The 18,736-nt window shown below is 66.2% G+C and carries 24 protein-coding genes and 1 tRNA gene; 16 read left to right on the top strand and 9 right to left on the bottom strand.

The annotated features are described in order from the left end of the window. Both AAF184_11485 and AAF184_11480 read right to left on the bottom strand, forming a co-directional pair. The coding region (locus AAF184_11485) for an ATP-binding cassette domain-containing protein (GenBank protein MEO0422952.1) at nt 1-191 on the bottom strand (191 nt) is incomplete at its 3' end. 50 nt (nt 192-241) lie between these two features. Further along, nucleotides 242-315 (bottom strand) — tRNA-Gly (locus AAF184_11480). A 116-nt stretch (nt 316-431) separates the two neighbouring features. Between AAF184_11480 and AAF184_11475 the strand changes: the two genes are divergently transcribed. From AAF184_11475 to trmB, 6 genes are all read left to right on the top strand, one after another. Beyond that, nucleotides 432-2,285: a DUF885 family protein gene (locus tag AAF184_11475; GenBank protein MEO0422951.1), complete on the top strand. Its 1,854-nt coding sequence runs from the start codon at nt 432-434 to the stop codon at nt 2,283-2,285. A 305-nt stretch (nt 2,286-2,590) separates the two neighbouring features. After that, the gene (locus AAF184_11470; protein ID MEO0422950.1) at nt 2,591-3,535 is read left to right on the top strand and encodes an SPFH domain-containing protein; all 945 of its coding nucleotides are present in this window, start codon (nt 2,591-2,593) and stop codon (nt 3,533-3,535) included. Between the two features lie 88 nt (nt 3,536-3,623). Further along, nucleotides 3,624-3,809, top strand: coding sequence for an Arc family DNA binding domain-containing protein (locus tag AAF184_11465; protein MEO0422949.1), 186 nt, complete (start codon nt 3,624-3,626; stop codon nt 3,807-3,809). Between the two features lie 42 nt (nt 3,810-3,851). Continuing rightward, nucleotides 3,852-4,079 carry a sulfur carrier protein ThiS gene (gene thiS / locus AAF184_11460; protein ID MEO0422948.1) on the top strand — a complete coding sequence of 76 codons (228 nt, stop codon included), beginning with the start codon at nt 3,852-3,854 and terminating at the stop codon, nt 4,077-4,079. A 17-nt stretch (nt 4,080-4,096) separates the two neighbouring features. Then, complete coding sequence (locus AAF184_11455) at nt 4,097-4,912, top strand: thiazole synthase (protein MEO0422947.1); 816 nt, start codon at nt 4,097-4,099, stop codon at nt 4,910-4,912. Between the two features lie 69 nt (nt 4,913-4,981). Beyond that, nucleotides 4,982-5,638: a tRNA (guanosine(46)-N7)-methyltransferase TrmB gene (gene trmB, locus AAF184_11450; GenBank protein ID MEO0422946.1), complete on the top strand. Its 657-nt coding sequence runs from the start codon at nt 4,982-4,984 to the stop codon at nt 5,636-5,638. Here trmB and AAF184_11445 read toward each other — a convergent pair. After that, complete coding sequence (locus AAF184_11445; protein ID MEO0422945.1) at nt 5,635-6,393, bottom strand: MarC family protein; 759 nt, start codon at nt 6,391-6,393, stop codon at nt 5,635-5,637. The two genes, trmB and AAF184_11445, sit on opposite strands and share 4 nt — an antisense overlap. Nucleotides 6,394-6,517: 124 nt before the next feature. Between AAF184_11445 and AAF184_11440 the strand changes: the two genes are divergently transcribed. After that, nucleotides 6,518-6,817: a DUF6763 family protein gene (locus tag AAF184_11440; protein ID MEO0422944.1), complete on the top strand. Its 300-nt coding sequence runs from the start codon at nt 6,518-6,520 to the stop codon at nt 6,815-6,817. Nucleotides 6,818-6,833: 16 nt separating this feature from the next. On the opposite strand, the gene AAF184_11435 is transcribed toward AAF184_11440, so the two are convergent. Continuing rightward, entirely contained in the window at nt 6,834-7,202 is a 369-nt protein-coding gene (locus AAF184_11435; protein MEO0422943.1) for a Rieske 2Fe-2S domain-containing protein, read from the bottom strand. 38 nt (nt 7,203-7,240) lie between these two features. On the opposite strand from AAF184_11435, the gene AAF184_11430 reads away from it, so the two are divergent. Then, the gene (locus tag AAF184_11430) at nt 7,241-8,794 is read left to right on the top strand and encodes an MFS transporter (GenBank protein ID MEO0422942.1); all 1,554 of its coding nucleotides are present in this window, start codon (nt 7,241-7,243) and stop codon (nt 8,792-8,794) included. Here AAF184_11430 and AAF184_11425 read toward each other — a convergent pair. Further along, complete coding sequence (locus AAF184_11425; GenBank protein ID MEO0422941.1) at nt 8,782-9,576, bottom strand: exodeoxyribonuclease III; 795 nt, start codon at nt 9,574-9,576, stop codon at nt 8,782-8,784. The two genes, AAF184_11430 and AAF184_11425, sit on opposite strands and share 13 nt — an antisense overlap. 88 nt (nt 9,577-9,664) lie before the next feature. Here AAF184_11425 and pyrE point away from each other — a divergent pair, with 88 nt between their 5' ends. After that, nucleotides 9,665-10,318 carry an orotate phosphoribosyltransferase gene (gene pyrE / locus AAF184_11420; protein MEO0422940.1) on the top strand — a complete coding sequence of 218 codons (654 nt, stop codon included), beginning with the start codon at nt 9,665-9,667 and terminating at the stop codon, nt 10,316-10,318. 144 nt (nt 10,319-10,462) lie between these two features. Continuing rightward, a complete protein-coding gene (locus AAF184_11415) occupies nt 10,463-11,119 on the top strand; it encodes a DUF4124 domain-containing protein (GenBank protein ID MEO0422939.1) in 657 nt (218 codons plus the stop codon). Nucleotides 11,120-11,140: 21 nt separating this feature from the next. Here the strand turns inward: AAF184_11415 and dut are convergent, their stop codons facing one another. Together dut and coaBC are read right to left on the bottom strand one after the other, a co-directional pair. Beyond that, a complete protein-coding gene (gene dut / locus AAF184_11410) occupies nt 11,141-11,605 on the bottom strand; it encodes a dUTP diphosphatase (protein MEO0422938.1) in 465 nt (154 codons plus the stop codon). A 4-nt stretch (nt 11,606-11,609) separates the two neighbouring features. Next, on the bottom strand, nt 11,610-12,845 hold the full coding sequence (gene coaBC, locus AAF184_11405; protein MEO0422937.1) for a bifunctional phosphopantothenoylcysteine decarboxylase/phosphopantothenate--cysteine ligase CoaBC: 1,236 nt from the start codon (nt 12,843-12,845) through the stop codon (nt 11,610-11,612). A gap of 131 nt (nt 12,846-12,976) precedes the next feature. On the opposite strand from coaBC, the gene radC reads away from it, so the two are divergent. Continuing rightward, on the top strand, nt 12,977-13,645 hold the full coding sequence (gene radC, locus AAF184_11400) for a DNA repair protein RadC (protein MEO0422936.1): 669 nt from the start codon (nt 12,977-12,979) through the stop codon (nt 13,643-13,645). Nucleotides 13,646-13,683: 38 nt separating this feature from the next. Here the strand turns inward: radC and AAF184_11395 are convergent, their stop codons facing one another. Then, nucleotides 13,684-14,208 carry a hypothetical protein gene (locus AAF184_11395; protein ID MEO0422935.1) on the bottom strand — a complete coding sequence of 175 codons (525 nt, stop codon included), beginning with the start codon at nt 14,206-14,208 and terminating at the stop codon, nt 13,684-13,686. Nucleotides 14,209-14,503: 295 nt separating this feature from the next. Here AAF184_11395 and AAF184_11390 point away from each other — a divergent pair, with 295 nt between their 5' ends. From AAF184_11390 to rpmG, 5 genes are all read left to right on the top strand, one after another. Next, complete coding sequence (locus tag AAF184_11390; GenBank protein ID MEO0422934.1) at nt 14,504-15,100, top strand: sigma-70 family RNA polymerase sigma factor; 597 nt, start codon at nt 14,504-14,506, stop codon at nt 15,098-15,100. 14 nt (nt 15,101-15,114) lie between these two features. After that, nucleotides 15,115-15,711, top strand: coding sequence for a hypothetical protein (locus AAF184_11385; GenBank protein ID MEO0422933.1), 597 nt, complete (start codon nt 15,115-15,117; stop codon nt 15,709-15,711). Further along, the gene (locus tag AAF184_11380; protein ID MEO0422932.1) at nt 15,708-16,631 is read left to right on the top strand and encodes a DUF4097 family beta strand repeat-containing protein; all 924 of its coding nucleotides are present in this window, start codon (nt 15,708-15,710) and stop codon (nt 16,629-16,631) included. The genes AAF184_11385 and AAF184_11380 overlap by 4 nt, the downstream gene beginning before the upstream one ends. 146 nt (nt 16,632-16,777) lie before the next feature. Continuing rightward, the gene (rpmB, locus tag AAF184_11375; protein ID MEO0422931.1) at nt 16,778-17,014 is read left to right on the top strand and encodes a 50S ribosomal protein L28; all 237 of its coding nucleotides are present in this window, start codon (nt 16,778-16,780) and stop codon (nt 17,012-17,014) included. A 14-nt stretch (nt 17,015-17,028) separates the two neighbouring features. Then, on the top strand, nt 17,029-17,196 hold the full coding sequence (rpmG, locus tag AAF184_11370; GenBank protein MEO0422930.1) for a 50S ribosomal protein L33: 168 nt from the start codon (nt 17,029-17,031) through the stop codon (nt 17,194-17,196). Between the two features lie 131 nt (nt 17,197-17,327). Here rpmG and AAF184_11365 read toward each other — a convergent pair whose 3' ends face one another. After that, a complete protein-coding gene (locus AAF184_11365) occupies nt 17,328-18,512 on the bottom strand; it encodes a fatty acid desaturase (GenBank protein ID MEO0422929.1) in 1,185 nt (394 codons plus the stop codon). Nucleotides 18,513-18,736: the final 224 nt, after the last annotated feature.

The raw sequence follows: 18,736 nt of genomic DNA, 5'->3' as shown, positions 1-18,736 counted from the left end.
GCCAGGTTACGGTCGACGAGCAGTCCGTCCACGTGCACAGCGCCGACGTCGGGGCGCACCAGGCCGTTGAGCAATCGAACGAAGGTGCTCTTGCCCGAGCCGTTGGCGCCGATCACGCCGACCCTCGCCTGATCCCACTCGACGGTGAGATCTTCGAGGATCGCACGGCCATCGTCGGCCCGAACCGTCACGGACTCGACGCGAATCAACGGTGCCGTACCCGAAGCAACAGGGGAGGGAGTGGAGCGGGTGATGGGAATCGAACCCACGTCATCAGCTTGGGAAGCTGAGGTTCTACCATTGAACTACACCCGCCTCGAGCGGCGAGTGTAGCAGTCTCACCGCAGCGGCGCGCACCGTGGCCCGACCCCATTCGACCCGGTTAGACTCCACGCCCCGACCCCGTACACCGAGCCCTGTGAGGAGCCGCCATGAGCCGTGTCTTCGCCCTGATCGCCTGCCTGCTGCTGTGCGCTGCCAGCGCCACCTCAGCCCTCGCCCAGGCCCACCCGCAGACGCCACCGGTGATGCCACCGATCGCCGAACCTCCCGCGCCAGCCCCCAACGAGGCAGCCGACGAGCCGGCCGAGGATCCCACGGTCGCGCTGTACGCCCTGTTCGAGGACGAATGGGAGTTCCGCCTACGCGAGAACCCGCTCCTCGCCACCTCCGTGGGCGACCACCGCTACGACCACCTCTTGCCGGGTGCCGCGCCGCGCGATCACCTGCGCCGGGCCGCCGCCGCGAGCCAGTTCCAGGCACGCCTTGAGAAGATCGAGCGCGAGGCCCTCTCCGAAGCGGACAAGGTGAACTACGACGTCTTCGCCTTCATGCTGCGCCACCGGGCGGACCGGGCGCGCTTCCGCGCCTATCGCATTCCGCTGAACAGCGACTCGGGCTTCTACATGACCCTGAACTGGGCCGTCCGCTCCCAGCCGTTCCGCACCACCGAGGACTACCAGGCCTGGCTGCGCCGGCTCTCCGCGTTCCCCAACTATCTCGAGGAGAACATGGAGAACATGCGGCAGGGCCTCGCCGACGGCTTCACCCTGCCGGCGATCATCCTCGAGGACGTGGCCGGGGTGGTGGAAGCCGTCGCCACCACCGAGATCGAGGACAGCCCCCTCTTCCAACCCTTCCTCAATCTGCCGCCGGGGGTCGACGACGAACTGGCCGCTGCCCTGCCTGAAGTAGGCCGCTACAGCATGGAAGTGGAGGTCATGCCGGCCCTGCGCGAGTTCCATCGCTTCTTCGTCGAGGAGTACATCCCCAATGCCCGCACCAACCTCGGGGCGAGCGAGCTGCCCGAGGGCGAGGCCTACTACGCCGGCGAAGTCCGCTTCTACACGAATCTGGACCTCACGCCCGAGCAGGTTCACCAGAAGGGCCTGGCGGAAGTCGCGCGGATCCGCGCCGAGATGGAGGCCATCATCGAGGAGGTGGGCTTCGAGGGCAGCTTCGCTGAATTCCTCGCTTTCCTGCGCAGCGATCCCCAGTTCTACGTGCAGACGCCGCGCGAGCTGCTGATGCATGCCTCCTATCTGGCCAAGAAGGCGGATGGTCAACTACCTAAGTTCTTCGGCAAACTCCCGCGCCAACCCTACACGGTCGCCCCCGTCCCCCTGGCGATTGCCCCAAACTACACCAGCGGGCGCTACTCCGGCGCTCCCCTCAGCGGATCCCGCTCCGGCGAGTACTGGGTGAACACCTACGCCCTGGACAAGCGCACCCTCTACACCCTGCCCGCCCTCACCCTGCATGAGGCCGTCCCCGGCCATCACCTGCAAGCCGCGCTCGCGAAGGAACTCGAGGGTCGCCCCAACTTCCGACGCCACATCTATCCCCATGCCTTCGGTGAGGGCTGGGGCCTTTACTCCGAGAAGCTCGGCGTCGAGATGGGCATGTACGAGACGCCCTACGAGGACTTCGGCCGCCTCACCTACGAGATGTGGAGCGCCTGCCGCCTGGTGGTGGACACGGGCATGCATGCCAAGGGCTGGAGTCGGCAGCACGCGCTCGACTACCTGAGCAGCAACACCGCCCTGTCCTTGCTGGAGGTGCGCACGGAGATCGACCGCTACATCGCCTGGCCGGGCCAGGCCCTGGCCTACAAGATCGGGGAGCTGAAGATCATCGAACTGCGCGAGCGGGCGCGGGAGGCGCTGGGGGCTGACTTCGACGTGCGCGAATTCCACGACCGGGTGTTGAGCGAGGGGGGTGTGCCCCTGCCGGTGCTGGAGGGGATGATCGAGCGGTTTGTGGCAGAGAAGTTGGCGGCGCGGTGATCGTCGCCCCACGCGCCAGAATCATTCGAGCGTTGGGGCTTTCGCGCAAATCTGGAAGCTCATCGCATCACGACTCCTGGCTCGATCCAGCGTTCGGCGCAACACTTCGAGCCCTGGGTCGGCCGAGTGGATTGACCAAAGACAAGAAGCCCTAACTTCCTGGTTTAATTTTATTTTTAGAAACTTTTATTTACTAGTAAACTAACACTAGAAATTACCATCTAGCTAGAAGACACCTCTCGCTTGCTCCGGTCGCTATCAAAGTGATATCACTTAGATATCGCTCAGCCGCTGGAGAAGCGCTCATGTCGACCGAAAAAACCTACAACGCCGCCACCGGATGGCTGGCCCTCATCACCTGCCCCGCCCTGTTCCTTGGCGGGCTCGCCCTGCTCATCCACTCGGCTCCGAACCCGGCCCTGAAGTCTGTCGGCGTGCCGGTGGCGCTAGTGCTCATGGCCACCGCGGTGGCCATCGTCTTCGGCTTCGTCGCCATCGCCCCGAACGACGCCCGGGTCCTACTCCTGTTCGGCCACTACAAGGGCTCGATCACCAAATCGGGCTTCTACTGGGTAAACCCCTTCTTCTCCAAGAAGCGCATCAGCCGCCGCGTGCGCAACTTCGAGACCGGCTCCATCACCACGCCCGAGAAGAAGAACGCCGAGGGCAAGGTGGTGCAGCAGAAGGCCCGTACCTCGGGCCGCCCGTCCAAGGTGAACGATCGCGACGGCAACCCCATCGAGATCTCCGCCGTGGTGGTCTGGAAGGTGGTGGACACGGCCGAGGCCCTGTTCGAGGTGGACGACTACGAGGACTTCGTCGCCGTGCAGAGCGAGGCAGCCCTGCGCAACCTCGCCAGCCGCCACCCCTACGATAGCGAGGACCATGACACGTCCCTGCGCGGCAGCACGCAGGAGATCTGCGCCGAACTGCGCCAGGACATCCAGGACCGGCTCGAAACGGCGGGCGTGGAGGTGGTCGAGGCGCGGATCAGCCACCTCGCCTACGCGCCGGAGATCGCCGCGGCCATGCTCCAGCGCCAGCAGGCGCAAGCCGTGGTGGCGGCGCGTTCGCGTATCGTCGACGGCGCAGTGGGGATGGTGGAGATGGCGCTGGATCGCCTGGTGAAGGAGGAAATCGTGGACCTCGACGATGAGAAGCGCGCCTCGATGGTCTCCAACCTGCTTGTGGTGCTGTGTAGCGACCGCCATACGCAACCGGTGGTGAACGCCGGCACGCTCTACAGCTGAGCCTACGATGGCACCTGAACACACCGCGGTCTGCCCCTGCCCCGCCGAGGGCGGGGGCGCTCCGCGCCGGACGAGTTAAGCGCAAGCCGTGGCAAGAAGCTCCTTTCTGTTTCGCACGGACCCGCGCACCCTCGCGGCCCTGCGTCGCTGGGCCGATGACGACCTGCGCAGCATGAACGCGCAGCTCGAGTTCATCGTCCGCCGCGCCCTCAAGGAGGCGGGACGCCTGCCGGAGCCGGACCCACCGGCGAAGGGCCGCGAGCCCGAGGACTAGCGCGGCCTGGGGTGGGGGCGCCGTCGTGTACACTGCGGCGCCATGACCACCCATGCCGACACCCACGCGATCACCGTGCTCGCCAACGGCGACCCCGTGCGCCTGGCGGGGGACGCCACGGTCGCCGATCTCGTGCAGGCCCTGCGCCTGGCGGGGCGGCGCTTCGCCCTCGAGTGCAACGGCGAGATCGTGCCCCGCTCACAGCACGACCAGGCGCGCCTTCGCGATGGCGACCAGATAGAAATCGTGCACGCGGTGGGCGGCGGCTGACCTGCGGCGGAGAGCCCATGAACGACACCCCTTCCCCGACGGCCACGGCTGCCAACGCCGATCCGTTGACCATCGCCGGTAAGCAGTACCGATCAAGATTGCTCACCGGCACTGGCAAGTACGCCGACCTCGACGAAACCCGCGCCGCCACCCAGGCGGCGGGCGCCGAGATCGTCACCGTGGCCATTCGCCGCACCAACATCGGCCAGCACGCGGACGAGCCCAGCTTGCTCGAGGCCCTGCCGCCCGAGGAATTCACCCTGCTGCCTAACACGGCGGGGTGCTACACGGCGAAGGACGCCGTCCGCACCTGCCACCTGGCACGCGAGTTGCTCGATGGCCACTCCTTGGTGAAGCTCGAAGTCCTCGGGGATGAGAAGACCCTGTTCCCGGACGTCCCCGCCACCTTGGAGGCGGCGGCCACGCTGGTGAAGGACGGCTTCGACGTCATGGTGTACACCAACGACGACCCCATCATGGCGAAACGCTTCGAGGAACTCGGCTGCGTCGCGGTGATGCCGCTGGCTGCGCCGATCGGCTCCGGCCTCGGCATCCAGAACCCCTACAACATCCTCACGATCGTCGAGGAAGCGAAGGTGCCCGTGCTGGTGGACGCGGGCGTGGGCACCGCCTCCGATGCGGCCTTCGCGATGGAGCTCGGCTGCGACGGCGTGCTCATGAACACGGCGATCGCCGGCGCCCGCGATGCGGTGATGATGGCCCACGCGATGCGCCTCGGCGTGGAAGCGGGCCGCCTGGCCTACCGCGCCGGGCGGATTCCGAAGAAGCGCTACGCCACCGCCTCATCGCCCATCGAAGGCATCTTCTTCTAGGCGATGGCAGAGCGGGAAGACGACGCGCCGACCAGCGTTGCTGCCGAGGACGAAAGGCCGAGAGCTCGTGTGCGCAGCTTCGTCAGGCGCGACGGACGGCTCACCCGCGCCCAGCGCGAAGGCCTCGAGCGCCTGTACCCGGAGCTGGGCATCCCGATCGACAACACGCCGATCGACCTGAGCGCTACCTTCGGTCGTGACGCCCCCTGCTGCGTGGACATAGGCTTCGGCAACGGCGCCAGCTTGCTCTGGCACGCCGAGCGCTTCCCGGAGCAAAACTTCCTTGGCATCGAGGTGTACCCACCCGGCGTTGGCCGCGCCCTGAACGGCATCGAGGAGCGCGGGCTGAGCAACGTACGCATCGCGCAGCAAGACGCCGTCGAGGTGTTCGAGCATCGCCTGGCCCCCGACGCGATCGACCGGGTGATGCTGCTCTTCCCAGACCCCTGGCCGAAGAAGCGCCACCACAAGCGACGCATCGTGCAACCGGCCTTCCTCGATCTGGTGAGCCGCGCCCTGCGGCCTGACGGCATCCTCCACATGGCGACGGACTGGGCGCCCTACGGCGAGGCCATGATCGAGGTGGCGGACGCCCACGCCGGCCTGGAGCGTGTCGTGGACGAGGCACAGCTAGCCGCCGCCACCACGCGCCCGCAAACGCACTTCGAGCGCCGCGGCGAACGCCTGGGCCACGAGGTGCTGGATCTCGCCTATCGAGTCGTTTAGGTTTCTGGCGAAGAGGGTTCGGCGGGCGCCTGGGGCGTTTCCGTCTCAGGCACGGGGGCGGTCGTCGCGTCGTCGACTGGCGGTGCCACCGCCGTTGCCTGAGCCTCCAGAGCTTGTACCGCCTGGCGCGTGCTGACCACCGTGTCGCGCACGCCGTCGATCACGAACTGCACCGCCAACGCCACCAACACCACGCCAGCCAGGCGACTGATCACGTTGGCGCCGGTGACCCCGATCAGCCGTTCCACATAGCGCGCGCCGAGCAGGAGCGCGAGCGTGATCGCAAGCACCGTCAGCACCACCAAGCCCAGCGCGGCCATCGCCACCGGATCCCCGTCCGTGCTCGCCCCGAGGAGCACCAAGGTGGCCAGGGCGCCCGGCCCTGCGATTAGGGGAAAGGCCAGGGGGAAGACGGAGATGTCCTCGCGATAGCGGGCTTCCTCCTGCTCGCGCACGGTGGCCGAACGCAGACCCGACTGGCGCGCGAACACCATGTCGACTGAGAGCAGAAACAGCAGCAAGCCGCCCGCGATCTTGAACGCGTCCAGACTGATGCCGAGGGTGCGCAGAAGCAGATCGCCGCTGAGCAGAAACAGGGCGAAGATCACCGCCGCGAGCGCCACGGACTTCACGGCCATGCGCCGGCGGAATACCGCGCCGCCGCCGCGGGTGAGCGCCGCGAACACGGGCACCAGCGAGATCGGTTCTACGACCACGAAGAACACGACGAAGGTTTTAACGAACGACTCGAACATGGCGATCAGCTATCCAACAGCCGGCGACAGGTGCCGGAACTCCACTTCCCTCGGGCGAGGAGGGGCGTATTATGGAGGCGAGTTGTGACGTCTGCGAGGCACTGCAACAAAAACGGGGTGCGTGATGGCAAACCTAGTCGTTCCGAGCGTGGGAGGCTGGTACCGGCACACGGATGGCCGCGTATTCGAAGTGGTCGCGTTGGATGAGCCTTCGGGCACCATCGAGACCCAGCATTTCGATGGCACCGTCGAGGAGATCGACGTCGACACCTGGGATGACCAGGAGCCGATGGAGATACAGCCGCCGGAGGACTACACCGGCTCGATGGATCTACAGAAAGAAGACTACGGCGTGGACTACGACGATAGTCCGCACGCCGTCTGGTTCGATCCCCTCGATTACTTCGACGCCGGCGATCGCTGATCCGCGAAGACCGCGGTCAGTCCTGCCCTGCGCCAGCCGCCTGCGCTGGCGCCACCTGCACACGCCCGTCGTCCACGCGGACGGCCACCGCCTGCAAGCGCTGGCCCGGACAGGGCCCCGCGATGCATTCCCCACTCAAGCGATCGAAGATGGCGCCGTGCGAGGCGCAGATGAGGTGCTCTTCGTCTGGCGTCAGGAACGCGTCGGGCGCCCAGTTCATGGGATGACCCGCATGGGGACACACGTTGCGATAGGCCGCTAGCGCATCGCCCACGCGCACCACGAAGCCCCAGTGGTCCCAATCCTCGTGGGTGAACCCTCGCGTGCCTGGGTCCTCGAACTCTTCCAAGGGCGCGACGTCTACCCACGCACTATCATCACTCACCAATTCACTCCCGCACCGTAGTAGCCAGTCCATGCAGCATGCCAGATAACGCCAACACCGCGAGTGCCTCGAGCACGAGCCCCCTGGAGCGCCCGCAGCTATGGCGGCAGAAGGCCTTCTGGATCGGCGTGCTCTATTTCTCGCAGGGCTTTCCCCTCGGCGTCTTCTACGAAATCCTGCCGGTGTACTTCCGTGCCCAGGGCGTGAACCTCGGTGATATCGGGTTCCTGAGTCTGCTCGGCCTGGGCTGGACGCTGAAGTACCTGTGGGCTCCCATCGTCGGTCACCTGCGGGGCTTTCGCCGGTGGATGTTCGTCGTCGACCTCGCGATGGCGGCCCTGCTCAGTCCCCTCGTCTTCTCCCTCGGCTTCGGCCCCTGGGTGTGGATGATGATCGGCTTGTTCGTGGTCATGTCCGCCACCAACGACATCGCGATCGACGCGTACACGATCGAACTGGTCAACAAGCAAGAACTCGGCATCGCCAACGGCTTGCGCGTGGCGTTCTACCGAGCGGGCATGATCGTTGCCGGCTTTGCGCTGGCGATGCAGAACCTGATTGGCTGGAGCGGAGTGTACGCCTGCACCTGCGCCCTACTGATCCTCTGCGCCTTCGCCTGTCGTCTGGCGCCCGCGGAGCAACCGCTCGAGAGGCCGCCCACGCTGGGGTTGCGCGAGGAGCTCTTCACCGTCGTGCGCACGCCGCCGGCCATGGCATCGGTGATCGCCATGCTCCTAGGCACCGCCTGGATCGTGAACAAGACGGTCAAGTTTGCCGACGGCATCGCCGGCTTCTGGTGGTACGCCCTGGGGGCCTCGGCGCTGATCTGGTTCGCCCTCACCCTGCTTGCGAGTCAGCGCAGCGCGGCACAGGCCGCCGATAAGGACGGCGCCCAGCCCATCGACCAGGGACTGATGTTCGGCGCCATCATCGGCATGCTCCGGCGCCCGGGCATGGTGGTGGTGCTGATCTTCATCGTGACCTTCAAGCTCGCGGACACCACCATGGGCTTCATCGTCAAGCCGTTCTGGCTGGATGTGGGGTTCTCGCCGGCGCAGATCGGCCTGGTGTCCGTGAACATCGGCCTAGCGCTTTCGATAGCCGGCGGCCTGATTGGCGGCCTGATCACCGACCGCATCGGGGTCTTCCACGCCCTGTGGACTCTCGGCCTCACGCAGATGGTCTCCAACCTCGGCTACTGGGGTGTTTCCCTAGCGCTACCCCTGGCGCCGGAGACGCCGCCGGACCTGTTCGCGCAGACCATCATGTACTCGGCGTCGGCCGTGGAGTCCTTCACCCAGGGGCTGGGCACCGGCGCGTTCCTGGCCTTCCTCATGTCCATCGTGAACAAGCGCCGCTCCGCAGCCGAGTACGCGCTGCTCTCCTCGATGTTCATTTTCGGCAGGTCCGTGGCCGGTTGGGTCGGCGGCAACCTGAGCGAAGTGATCGGCTATCAGGACACCTTCCTGCTCACCTTCCTGGCCGGCATCCCGGCGTACCTGCTGCTGCCGTGGGTCTATCGCCTGCTGAAGTGGACCGAGACCCAACCCGAGTTCGTCCAGGGCGAGGAGGACGAGGCTCAGAAAGCGTAGTCGATGATCAGCGGCGCGTGATCGGAGAAGCGCTTCTCGCGGTAGACGCGAGCCTTGCTGACGCTGCCCGCGAGGGAAGGCGATAGGATTTGATAGTCGATGCGCCAGCCGACGTTGTTGGCGTAGGCCTGGCCGCGGTTCGACCACCACGTGTACTGCTCCTCACGCTGGTCGACCTCGCGGAAGGCATCGACGTAGCCGTAGTCGTCGATCAGCGTGTCCATGAAGGCACGTTCCTCCGGCAGGAAGCCGGAGTTCTTCTGGTTGCTGCGCCAGTTCTTGATGTCGATGCGCTTGTGGGCGATGTTCCAATCGCCGCAGATCACGTACTGACGCTCGCCCTTGGCCAAGCGCTCGAGGTGCGGGCCGAACAGGTCCAGAAAGCGCCACTTGGCGTCCTGGCGCACGTCACCGGAGGAGCCCGAGGGCAGGTACAGGGATACCACGCTCAGCTTGCCGAAGCGCGCCTCCACGTAGCGGCCCTCAGCGTCGAATTCGTCCCAGCCAGCGTGGCGATCATGGCTCGCGTCGCGCAGGCTGGTGATGATCTCGTCCGGCTCGCGGCGGGCGTAGAGGGCGACGCCGCTGTAGCCCTTCTTCTGCGCGTCCACGAAAGCATTGTGGAAGCTGCGCGGGTGGTAGAGCGCGTCGTCCAGCTGATCGCGCTGGGCCTTGGTCTCCTGCACGCACACCACGTCGGCGCGCTGGCGCGTCATCCAACTGAAGAAGCCTTTGCGGCCGGCGGAGCGGATGCCGTTCAAGTTGGCGGTGACGATACGCATGGATGGGAATTCCTCGAAGCTGCCGCCGGTGCGGTTCGGCGGCTTATCATACGGGGCCACATGTCCTACGCCACCGTCGACGAGGCCCATGAACACGAGCAGCTCCATCCGCGATCAATTCCTCTCCCTCTGCGAGGAGGTGGGCGCCCTGCGCTTCGGTGAGTTCACCCTGAAGTCCGGCCGCGTCAGCCCCTACTTCTTCAACGCCGGTTTGTTTTCCACCGGGGAGGCGATCGCCAAGCTCGGAAGCTTCTACGCGCACACGATCGTGGAGCGCGAGCTCGAAGTGGATATGCTCTTCGGCCCCGCCTACAAGGGCATCCCCCTGGTCACGGCCACGGCGGCCGCCCTCGCCACCGAGCACAAGCGCAACCTGCCCTTCGCCTTCAACCGCAAGGAGGCCAAGGACCACGGGGAGGGCGGGCATCTGGTGGGCGCGCCCCTGGCCGGTCGGGTGCTGGTGGTGGACGATGTGATCACCGCCGGCACGGCGCTTAGGGAATCGGTGCAGATCATTCGCGCGCAGGACGCGGACCCCGCCGCCGTGCTCATCGCCCTGGACCGCCAGGAGCGGGGCCAGGGTGAGCTGTCGGCCATCGATGAGGCGCAGCGCGAGCTGGGATTGCAGATCGCGAGCGTGGCGTCGCTTCACGATTTGACACAATGGTTGCGCGCCGACGGGAACAGATCACAGATTCTGCAGTCCCTAGAAGACTACCGGGCGAGGTACGGGGTCCAATGACGTGTCTGGGCCCGCCGGCGGCGGTAAACTGATCGTCCACGTCGTCGATCGGGGACAGGTCCGGTCGCCGAGTCCCTCCATCCAGGCAGCGCAGAGTTGATATGTAACGTGTTCAGTCGCCAGCACAAATCGTGGGTTCGCTCGGTGGGGCTTTGCCTCCTCGCCTGCGTGCTTACCAACGGTGCCGTCGCGAAGGAGTACAAGCGCTGGGTGGACGAGAACGGCGTTACGCACATCGGCGATAGCGTGCCGCCGGAGTACAAGGACAAGGAGATTGAATCCCTGAACGATCAGGGCGTGGTCACCGGCAAGACACCGCGCGCGCCAACCGCCGAAGAGCTCGCACGCCAGAAGATGGAAGCCGAGCGCGAGGCCGCTCGCGCCGCCCTCGCGGAGCGCCAGGCGGAGTACCGCGACAACCTCTTCCGCTCCTACGCCACGATCGGCGATTTGGAGGCCTACCACGAGTCTCGGATGGAAGCGCTTTACTACCGCCAGTCGATCAACGACCACAAGGTGCGCGAGCTGCGCGACGAACTGCGCTCGCTCATGACCAAGGCGAGGGAATTCAACTTCCCGTACTCGCCGCAAAGCGCTCTGCCGCCGATGCCGGAAGATCTGTTGCTCGATCTGCAGGTGGCCAACCAGGCCCTGAGCGAGCGCCAGGAAGATGCGGAGAACCTGCGCCGTAAGCTCATCGAGCAGGAGCGGCGCTTCGAGTCAGACCTCGAGATCTATCGCGAATTCGCCACCCCGGACGCCCTGCGCCAGACGAGCACCGGCGCCAGCGGGCGCCGCTGAGGACGGCACGCGCCCCGATCGCTACTCCGTCCCGGAGTGGCCGAAACCGCCTTCCCCGCGATCGCTTACCTCGAAGCGCTCGACTTCCTCGAAGCGCACCTGCACGACCGGCACGAACACCATCTGCGCGATCCGCATGCCCGGCGTAATCTCGCGCGCGAAGCGTCCACGATTCCACATGGATACGTACACCTGACCTTGGTAATCGGAGTCGATCAACCCGGTCAGGTTACCTAGCACCAGCCCTTGCTTGTGACCGATGCCCGAACGGGGCAAAAGCACCGCCGCAAGCGAGGGATCCCCGATGTGGATGGCAAAGCCTGTGGGGATGAGCTCCGTCGCCCCGGGCTCCAGTTTCAGCGGCTGCTCGATGCACGCCCGCACGTCCAGACCCGCCGCTCCCTGGGTGGCCAATTCCGGTACGCCGAACTCCCGCAGGCGGGGGTCCAGCACCTTCAGCGAGATCGAACGTAGCTCCTCAGGCATTGCGCTATCCTCTCGTCGCTCGGTACCGCTCGCCGATCACGTCCACCAGGGAACGGGCCAGAGCGAGCTTCGGTAGATGGCCGAGGGCGCGGCTGCCATCGGCCCAAAACACAGTGATGTCGTTGTCCGCACAGTCGAAGGCGCGCGTGGCCCCCACCAGGTTGCCGGCGATCATGTCCAGGCGCTTGCGCTCGAGCTTGTGGCGCGCGTTGTGCTCGAGATCGCGGGTCTCCGCAGCAAAGCCGACGCTGAACGGCGGCTCCGGCAGCGCGGCGACGGCGGCCAGGATGTCCGGCGCCGGATGCAGCTCCAGCACCATCCGATCGCCCAGCTGGGCCTTCTTCATCTTGTGCTCGGCTGGCTCGCGACACTCGTAGTCCGCCACGGCCGCCGTGCCGATGAATATGTCAGCCGACACCGTTCGCGCCATCACCGCCTCATGCATGCTGCGCGCGCTCTCCACATTCACCCGCTCGACACCTGACGGCGCTGCCAGGTGCGTTGGACCACTTACAAGTACCACATCCGCGCCCGCCTCTACTGCGGCCTGGGCCACGGCGTAGCCCATCTTCCCCGAGCTGCGGTTGCTCAGGAAGCGCACGGGATCCAGCGGCTCGCGGGTGGGTCCGGCGGTGATCAATACGCGTAGGCCCGCGAGCGCCTGGGACACGGCCGAGGCCAGGGGCGCGTCGCCACCGACCAGCGCGCTCACGATCTCCTCCGGCTCCAGCATCCGCCCAGCGCCCTCTTCGCCGCAGGCTTGGGATCCCTCACCGGGCCCGAGCAGGGTGACACCGCGCTGCGCCAGCACCTCGCGGTTAGCTTGGGTGGCCGGGTGCTGCCACATGGCGCGGTTCATCGCCGGCGCCATCACGATGGGCGCTTCCGTGGCCAGGCAAAGGGTGCAGAGCAGGTCGTCGGCCAGCCCGTTGGCCAGGCGGCCGAGGAGGTGCGCCGTGGCCGGTGCGATCAGCACCAGATCTGCCCAGCGCGCCAGTTCGATATGCCCCATGGCCGCCTCCGCGGCGTCGTCCCACAGGGCGTCGCGCACGGGACGGCCGGAGAGCGCCTGCAGGGTCAGGGGGGTGATGAACTGGGCGGCACCGGCGGTCATCACCACCTGCACCTCGGCGCCCTGCTCGCGCAGACGCCGCACGAGCACCGCACTCTTGTACGCTGCGATACCACCACTCACGCCCAACAGGACGCGCTTACCTTCGAGCTTGCCGGCTGCGGCCAAGGTCCGCTCCCCTCACCGATCGGATTAGTGGGCACATCATAGCGATAAGCCGACGCGCAAACCTCTACCGCGCGCGCAAACTTCGGTTGAGCCTTAAGCCCCGGAGGCGCCTCCCCGCGCTCGTGACGCCGTTGATCCATCCACCGACCCGAGAACGCCCGCGTGAGCGCTTGCTGCAGCTAGGGCCGCGCGCCATGTCCAGCGTCGAGCTGTTGGCGATCGTGCTGCGCCATGGCAACCGCCAGCAATCCGCCTACGAGATCGCCAGCGCCCTGTTGGGCCACTTCGGCAGCGTGCGGGCGCTACTGAACGCCAGCCAAGAGCGCCTGTGTGCCGTGCCCGGCGTGGGCAGTGCGCGCTACGCGGAATTGCAGGCCGCGGTGGAACTCGTGCGCCGGCACCTGGAGGAGGCGCTCGACCGCCCCGAGGCCTTCAATACACCGCAGGCGGCGAGCGAGTTTCTGCGCGCACGCCTGCGCGATCTGCCCCACGAGGTGTTTTGCTGCTTCTACCTCGACAACCGAAATCGCCTCATCTGCTTCGAGGAACTCTTCCGGGGCACCGTCGATGGCGCCAGCGTGCACCCGCGCGAGGTGGTCCGCCAGGCCCTGGAGCACAACGCCGCAGCCATGATCGTCGCCCATAACCATCCCAGTGGCGTGGCGGAGCCGAGCCACGCCGACGAGGCGATCACGCGACGCCTGCGCGATGCCCTCGCGCTGGTGGAGGTGAGATTAGTCGACCATCTGGTGGTCGGAGACGAGAGCTACACGTCCCTGGCTGAGCGCGGACTACTGTAGATACCTTACGACCTCGTATAGCTATCGATAGCGATCGGCTAACGCTCGGCTGGGGACTCCCGGCGGGCGTAGAAGCCCTCGAACCAAGCCTGCCAGGTCTCGCCATCATCGCCCGACTGTTCGAAAAACTGGCGCACGCGGCCATCCTCCAGGGGCGTCCAGGTGCCGCGGAAGGGTTGCGTGGTGGCGTTGCCCACGTACTCGATGGTGCCCGTCAGCACCATCGACTCTCCGGTCCAACCGCCGCTGATGTCGATCAGGGCGCCGGACGCGCTGTGCCACACCTGGCGCCAGCGGTCAGAGGCGGGGCTGTAGAAGTTCATGCTCATGCCAGTGCTGCCCGAGGCGCCGGTCCACTGCTCCAGGAGCACGCAGTTGCCCTCGCGACGGGTGATCCGGTTCACGCCCGCCACGTTGCCGTCCGCGGTGCGCACCTGCCAGTCGCCGAGCCAGAAGTCGAAGGCGCGAAAGGCCTCGCCCGCACAGGGCTTGGAGGGTGGGGACGGCGGCGCTGCCGTGCCGGCGGTCGAGGTCTGCGCGCTCGCGGTCGCGCCCAGGGCCAAGCTCAGTCCGAACGCTGCTGCGCAGCTCGCGAGCGCGCTGCACGGCCGCTGATCACGGCATTTTTTGGTATCGAGCACCGATTCGCCCCCCTCGTGCATCACGGGTGTGTCCGGATGCGACAATTGTTTTACGCACGAGTTGCCCCAAAAAACCGCTGATCGGCCATATTGGGCCGTCGAACAGCGCTGCCTAGGGCTCGGGTGCTTGATTCCAACGCGTCCGGACTCAAACCTTTCCTGTCGCGCGAAGCATCCAAGGCCCCACGACGAACAGCCGCGGAACGCGATGAGACCCATGACGGCAACGGTGATCGACATTCGAGCGAATCAATCCGAGGACGAGCGGAGCGACGAGCAGCTGGTGAGCCTGGCCCGCACCGGCGATACGCGGGCCTTCGAGACCCTGTACCGGCGCCACAACGCGCGGCTCTACGCCGTGTGCCTGCGCCTGACCGCGGACACCGCGGCCGCGGAGGACTGCGTGCAGGAGGCGTTCGTGAACGCCTGGAACGCGCTCGGCAACTTCGCCGGCGATAGCCGCTTTAGCACCTGGCTGCATCGAATCGCCGTCAACCAGGCCCTCGGCCTCAAGCGCAAGTGGAAGCGTCGTAACGCCCACCTCAAGCTGGTCAGCGCGCACAGCGACGAAGACGGCGAGATCATCGACCCCTTGGATCGCGTGGCCGCGCCCACGCCGGACGACGCGGCCCAGCTCGATCTGGAGCAGGCGATAGCCGAGCTTCCGGAACAGGCGCGTAAGGTATTTGTGCTGGTATCCCTGCATGGTTTCACGCACGAGGAGGCCGGCGACGCCCTGGGGGTCGCCGCGGGTACCAGCAAGGCGCAGCTGCATCGCGCGCGCCAGCTGCTCAAGCAGCGTCTCGTGCGTTGAAGGAGAGACGAGAGATGAACGACCAAGAACTCGACCAGGCCATTCGCGAGCTGCCCCGGCAGATCACACCGCCGAACGACCTCTGGCCACATATCGAGAAGCGCCTGACGCCGCGCGACGAGCTCGGCGCCGAGGCGCGTGCGTCCGAGACGGTCGCGGCCAGAGCCACCGGCAACGGTCACCTCTGGGGCCTCGCCGCCACGGTGCTTCTGGTGGCCACGGCCAGCCTGACCACCTTCGTCGCCACCCGTGCCCACTACGCACCAACCGGCATGCGGGACGCGCTGGTCGCCCAGCTGCCCGCGCCGACCGATGAGTTCACCCCAATCGCCGCCAACGTGCTACCGGTCGACTACACGATGGCCCGGGGCGAACTGATGGCGATCCTCGAGGCCAGCCTGGAACGCCTCGATCCCGCGTCGCGTCGCGTGGTGGCGGGCACTCTCCTCGAGATCCGCGCCGCGCTCACCACCATCGAGCTGGCCTTGGCCGAAGACCCGGACAACGCCTCCTTACAGCAGCTACTCGTCACCACCAGCCAGCAGGAACTGAGCTTGCTGAAGTCGGTGCAGCGCCTCGCCCAAACCGCTCAGCAGGTCATCGAGATATGAGCCAGACGTATTGCTTCCGGTCGCTGATGCAGGCGTTGTTGTGCGCCTCGCTGGTGAGCGCAGCCATCACGCCCGCGATGGCCGACACCACGGTGGAACGTGAGTTTGCCCTCGCCGACGGCGGTAGCCTCAAGATCATCAACGTGCAGGGCAAGATCGACGTGCGCGCCTGGTCGCGCAGCGAGGTACGCCTGGTGGCGGAGCTCGAGGGCGATCCCGAGTCGCTCATCGTCCAACACGACGATGACCATGGGGAGATCCGCGTCGAGGCCGACAAGCGCTGGTACGGCCGCAGCGACAGCCGCGATGCGGACCTCACCATCGACGTGCCCGAGAACATTCGCCTGGAGATCTCCAGCGTCAGCGCCGACGTGTCCGTGGACGGCCACCGCGGTGACCAGCGCGTGCAGAGCGTGAGCGGCGACATCGAAGTCGACGGCACCAGCCAGGACGTGCAGTTGGAGACGGTCTCCGGCGACATCGAGTTCGACGGCAACGGCGCCGAGGGCCGCTTCTACGTCAACGCCGTGAGCGGCGATGCGGAGGTGGACGACGTCAACGGCGAGGTGCGCGTCAGCACCATCTCGGGCGATGCCCGCGTGCGCAGTGACGTGCTGGACGAGGCGAAGCTCGAAAGCGTCTCCGGCGAGATCACCCTGCGCGGGCATCTGCGCAAGCAGGCTCGCCTGCGGGCTGGATCCGTCTCCGGCGAGGTGACCCTGCACCTGTGCAAGCGGGAAAATGTCGAATTCGACCTGGAGTCGTTCTCCGGCGATATCGTGGACCGGGTCACGCGCCAGCGCCCCAAGGAAGAGGGCTGGGGCCCCGGCTCCCGACTGAGATTTCGCGAAGGCGATGGCAGCGTGCGGGTGTCTGTGAACACCATGAGCGGCAGCATCGACATTCGAGACTGCGACTAGGACCGCACCAGGGGCGCCCGGCGCAGGCCGTTGCGCCCCGCGAGACCCGCGCCTATTGCCGAACGGCGCCGCCCCCGCTAGTATGCGCGGTTCTCGATCCCCGGCCCCTGCGCCAGGGAACCACGAATTCCAAAGGTAAAGACGCCATGTCTAGGGTATGCATGGTCACGGGCAAGGGTCCGGCGACCGGTAACAACGTATCGCACGCCAACAACAGGACCCGCCGTCGGTTTCTGCCGAACCTTCACGACCACCGTTTCTGGGTGGAGAGCGAAAAGCGCTTCGTGAAGCTGCGCGTGTCCACCCATGGCATGCGCATCATCGACAAGCGCGGCATCGAAGCGGTCCTCAAGGACCTGCGCGCTGCCGGCCACAAGATCTGACGGAGTAGCGAGCCATGGCCAACTCTGCCCGCGACAAGATCCGCCTCGTGTCCAGCGCCGGCACCGGGCACTTCTACACCACCACCAAGAACAAGCGCCTGCATCCGGAGAAGATGGAAGTGCGCAAGTTCGACCCGCGCATCCGCCAGTACGTGATGTACAAGGAAGCGAAGATCAAGTAAGGCCTCCCGGCCGCCCTCAGTGGCGGTCAGGCGTTGCCCCAAACGAGAAAGGCCGCTCCAGAACATCTGGAGCGGCCTTTCTTTTTGGTCGGTCGCGAAGCTCCCCGGCGCCGGGGAGCCCGGTAAGCGGTTCAGGCAGTCTGCATGCGATAGCGACGCAGGCGCGCTGAGAACTCCTCGAGGGCACGGATGCCACTCGCCTCGGCCTCTGCGCACCACTCGCGCATCATGTCCACGAGGCGCTCGTGGGAATGCACACCGCTCCACATCTGACGCAGACGCTCGCGGAATTCGTGCACCTTTTGCAGCTGCTCGCTGTTGGCCAGCACATCGCCCAACTCGCGCCGAGAGGGATCGTCCAGCAGCTGAGGGCTGCGGATCATGAGCTTACGAGCGCGACGCAGAAGCTGACGCCAGCGGGCGTCCTCCGCTTGCTTCGCCTCCGTCGCGAGGACGGGCAGGGTCACGCGCTTGCCGTAGTCGCGCAGCACGTGCATGCGGTTGGTGATGATGGCGCGCATAGTCTCGAGGTCCACGGCGGGCTCATCCATCGCCGCGATGACCGGCTTGGGAAAGACCCGACGCACCTTCGCCAGCCCCACGGCGGACAGCATCTGGATCCACAGCCAACCGATGTCGAACTCCCACTTGCGCACCGAGAAGCGCGCCGAGCTCGGGAAGGCGTGGTGGTTGTTGTGCAGCTCCTCGCCGCCGATCCACAAACCCCATGGCGTGATGTTGGTGGACGCATCCTCACACTCGAAGTTGCGGTAGCCGGTGTGGTGGCCGACGCCGTTGATCACACCCGCAGCGAAGAAGGGGATCATGAGCATCTGCAGGCCGAACACCGTGATCCCGGCGACGCCGAACAGCGCCAGGTCGATCAGCGCCATGCAGGTGGGCCCGGCGAAGCGCCAGCGGGCGTAGAGGTTGCGCTCGATCCAGTCATCGGGCGTGCCGCGGGAGAACTTGGCCACGGCCTCCGCATCCTTGGCGGCGTTGCGGTACAGCTCCACCCCCTCGAACACCACCTTCTTCAGACCGTGGACCTGCGGGCTGTGAGGATCGTCTTCCGTCTCGCAGTGAGCGTGGTGCTTGCGGTGCACGCCCACCCACTCGGCGGTGACCATGCCCGTGGACAGCCAGAGCCAGAAGCGCATGACATGGCGGACGATCGGGTGCAGATCGACCCCTCTATGGGCCTGATCGCGGTGCAGGTACAAGGTGACCGACGCGATTGTCATCTGCAGGAAAATTAGCGTGAGTATCGTCACGCCCCAGAACTTGAGGTTCAGTAAGCCGTCGAGATAGTCCATCCAATCCTCGGGAGAGTGTCGTGGATATTGCACCGCAATATACGCCGGTGCGAGGGGCACTGTAGCGGAGCGCTGCAGCCGCTGACAAATCCAGCAGGGCGATCTTGCGATGGCCCGGGCCCAGCAACCGACGATGCACCGTAGGCCGATACTCGAATTCGCGATATCCGCAATCACCGTAAAGGCGGCTAGGTTGGCGCCGCGCCGCCCACGGATGGGGAAAT

The sequence above is a fragment of the Pseudomonadota bacterium genome (assembly GCA_039815145.1).
In the GTDB taxonomy this organism is placed as follows: Bacteria; Pseudomonadota; Gammaproteobacteria; order Steroidobacterales; family JBCBZW01; genus JBCBZW01.
Note: the sequence above shows the minus strand (reverse complement) of the source record. Positions and strands in the feature narration are given on the sequence as shown.

Coding starts and splice junctions, on each gene's coding strand:
- AAF184_11475 (MEO0422951.1), top strand. CDS start 432: ATGAGCCGTGTCTTCGCCCTGATCGCCTGCCTGCTGCTGTGCGCTGCC.
- AAF184_11470 (MEO0422950.1), top strand. CDS start 2,591: ATGTCGACCGAAAAAACCTACAACGCCGCCACCGGATGGCTGGCCCTC.
- thiS (MEO0422948.1), top strand. CDS start 3,852: ATGACCACCCATGCCGACACCCACGCGATCACCGTGCTCGCCAACGGC.
- AAF184_11455 (MEO0422947.1), top strand. CDS start 4,097: ATGAACGACACCCCTTCCCCGACGGCCACGGCTGCCAACGCCGATCCG.
- AAF184_11445 (MEO0422945.1), bottom strand. CDS start 6,393: ATGTTCGAGTCGTTCGTTAAAACCTTCGTCGTGTTCTTCGTGGTCGTA.
- AAF184_11440 (MEO0422944.1), top strand. CDS start 6,518: ATGGCAAACCTAGTCGTTCCGAGCGTGGGAGGCTGGTACCGGCACACG.
- AAF184_11430 (MEO0422942.1), top strand. CDS start 7,241: ATGCCAGATAACGCCAACACCGCGAGTGCCTCGAGCACGAGCCCCCTG.
- AAF184_11425 (MEO0422941.1), bottom strand. CDS start 9,576: ATGCGTATCGTCACCGCCAACTTGAACGGCATCCGCTCCGCCGGCCGC.
- pyrE (MEO0422940.1), top strand. CDS start 9,665: ATGAACACGAGCAGCTCCATCCGCGATCAATTCCTCTCCCTCTGCGAG.
- dut (MEO0422938.1), bottom strand. CDS start 11,605: ATGCCTGAGGAGCTACGTTCGATCTCGCTGAAGGTGCTGGACCCCCGC.
- AAF184_11390 (MEO0422934.1), top strand. CDS start 14,504: ATGACGGCAACGGTGATCGACATTCGAGCGAATCAATCCGAGGACGAG.
- AAF184_11385 (MEO0422933.1), top strand. CDS start 15,115: ATGAACGACCAAGAACTCGACCAGGCCATTCGCGAGCTGCCCCGGCAG.
- AAF184_11380 (MEO0422932.1), top strand. CDS start 15,708: ATGAGCCAGACGTATTGCTTCCGGTCGCTGATGCAGGCGTTGTTGTGC.
- rpmB (MEO0422931.1), top strand. CDS start 16,778: ATGTCTAGGGTATGCATGGTCACGGGCAAGGGTCCGGCGACCGGTAAC.
- rpmG (MEO0422930.1), top strand. CDS start 17,029: ATGGCCAACTCTGCCCGCGACAAGATCCGCCTCGTGTCCAGCGCCGGC.
- AAF184_11365 (MEO0422929.1), bottom strand. CDS start 18,512: ATGGACTATCTCGACGGCTTACTGAACCTCAAGTTCTGGGGCGTGACG.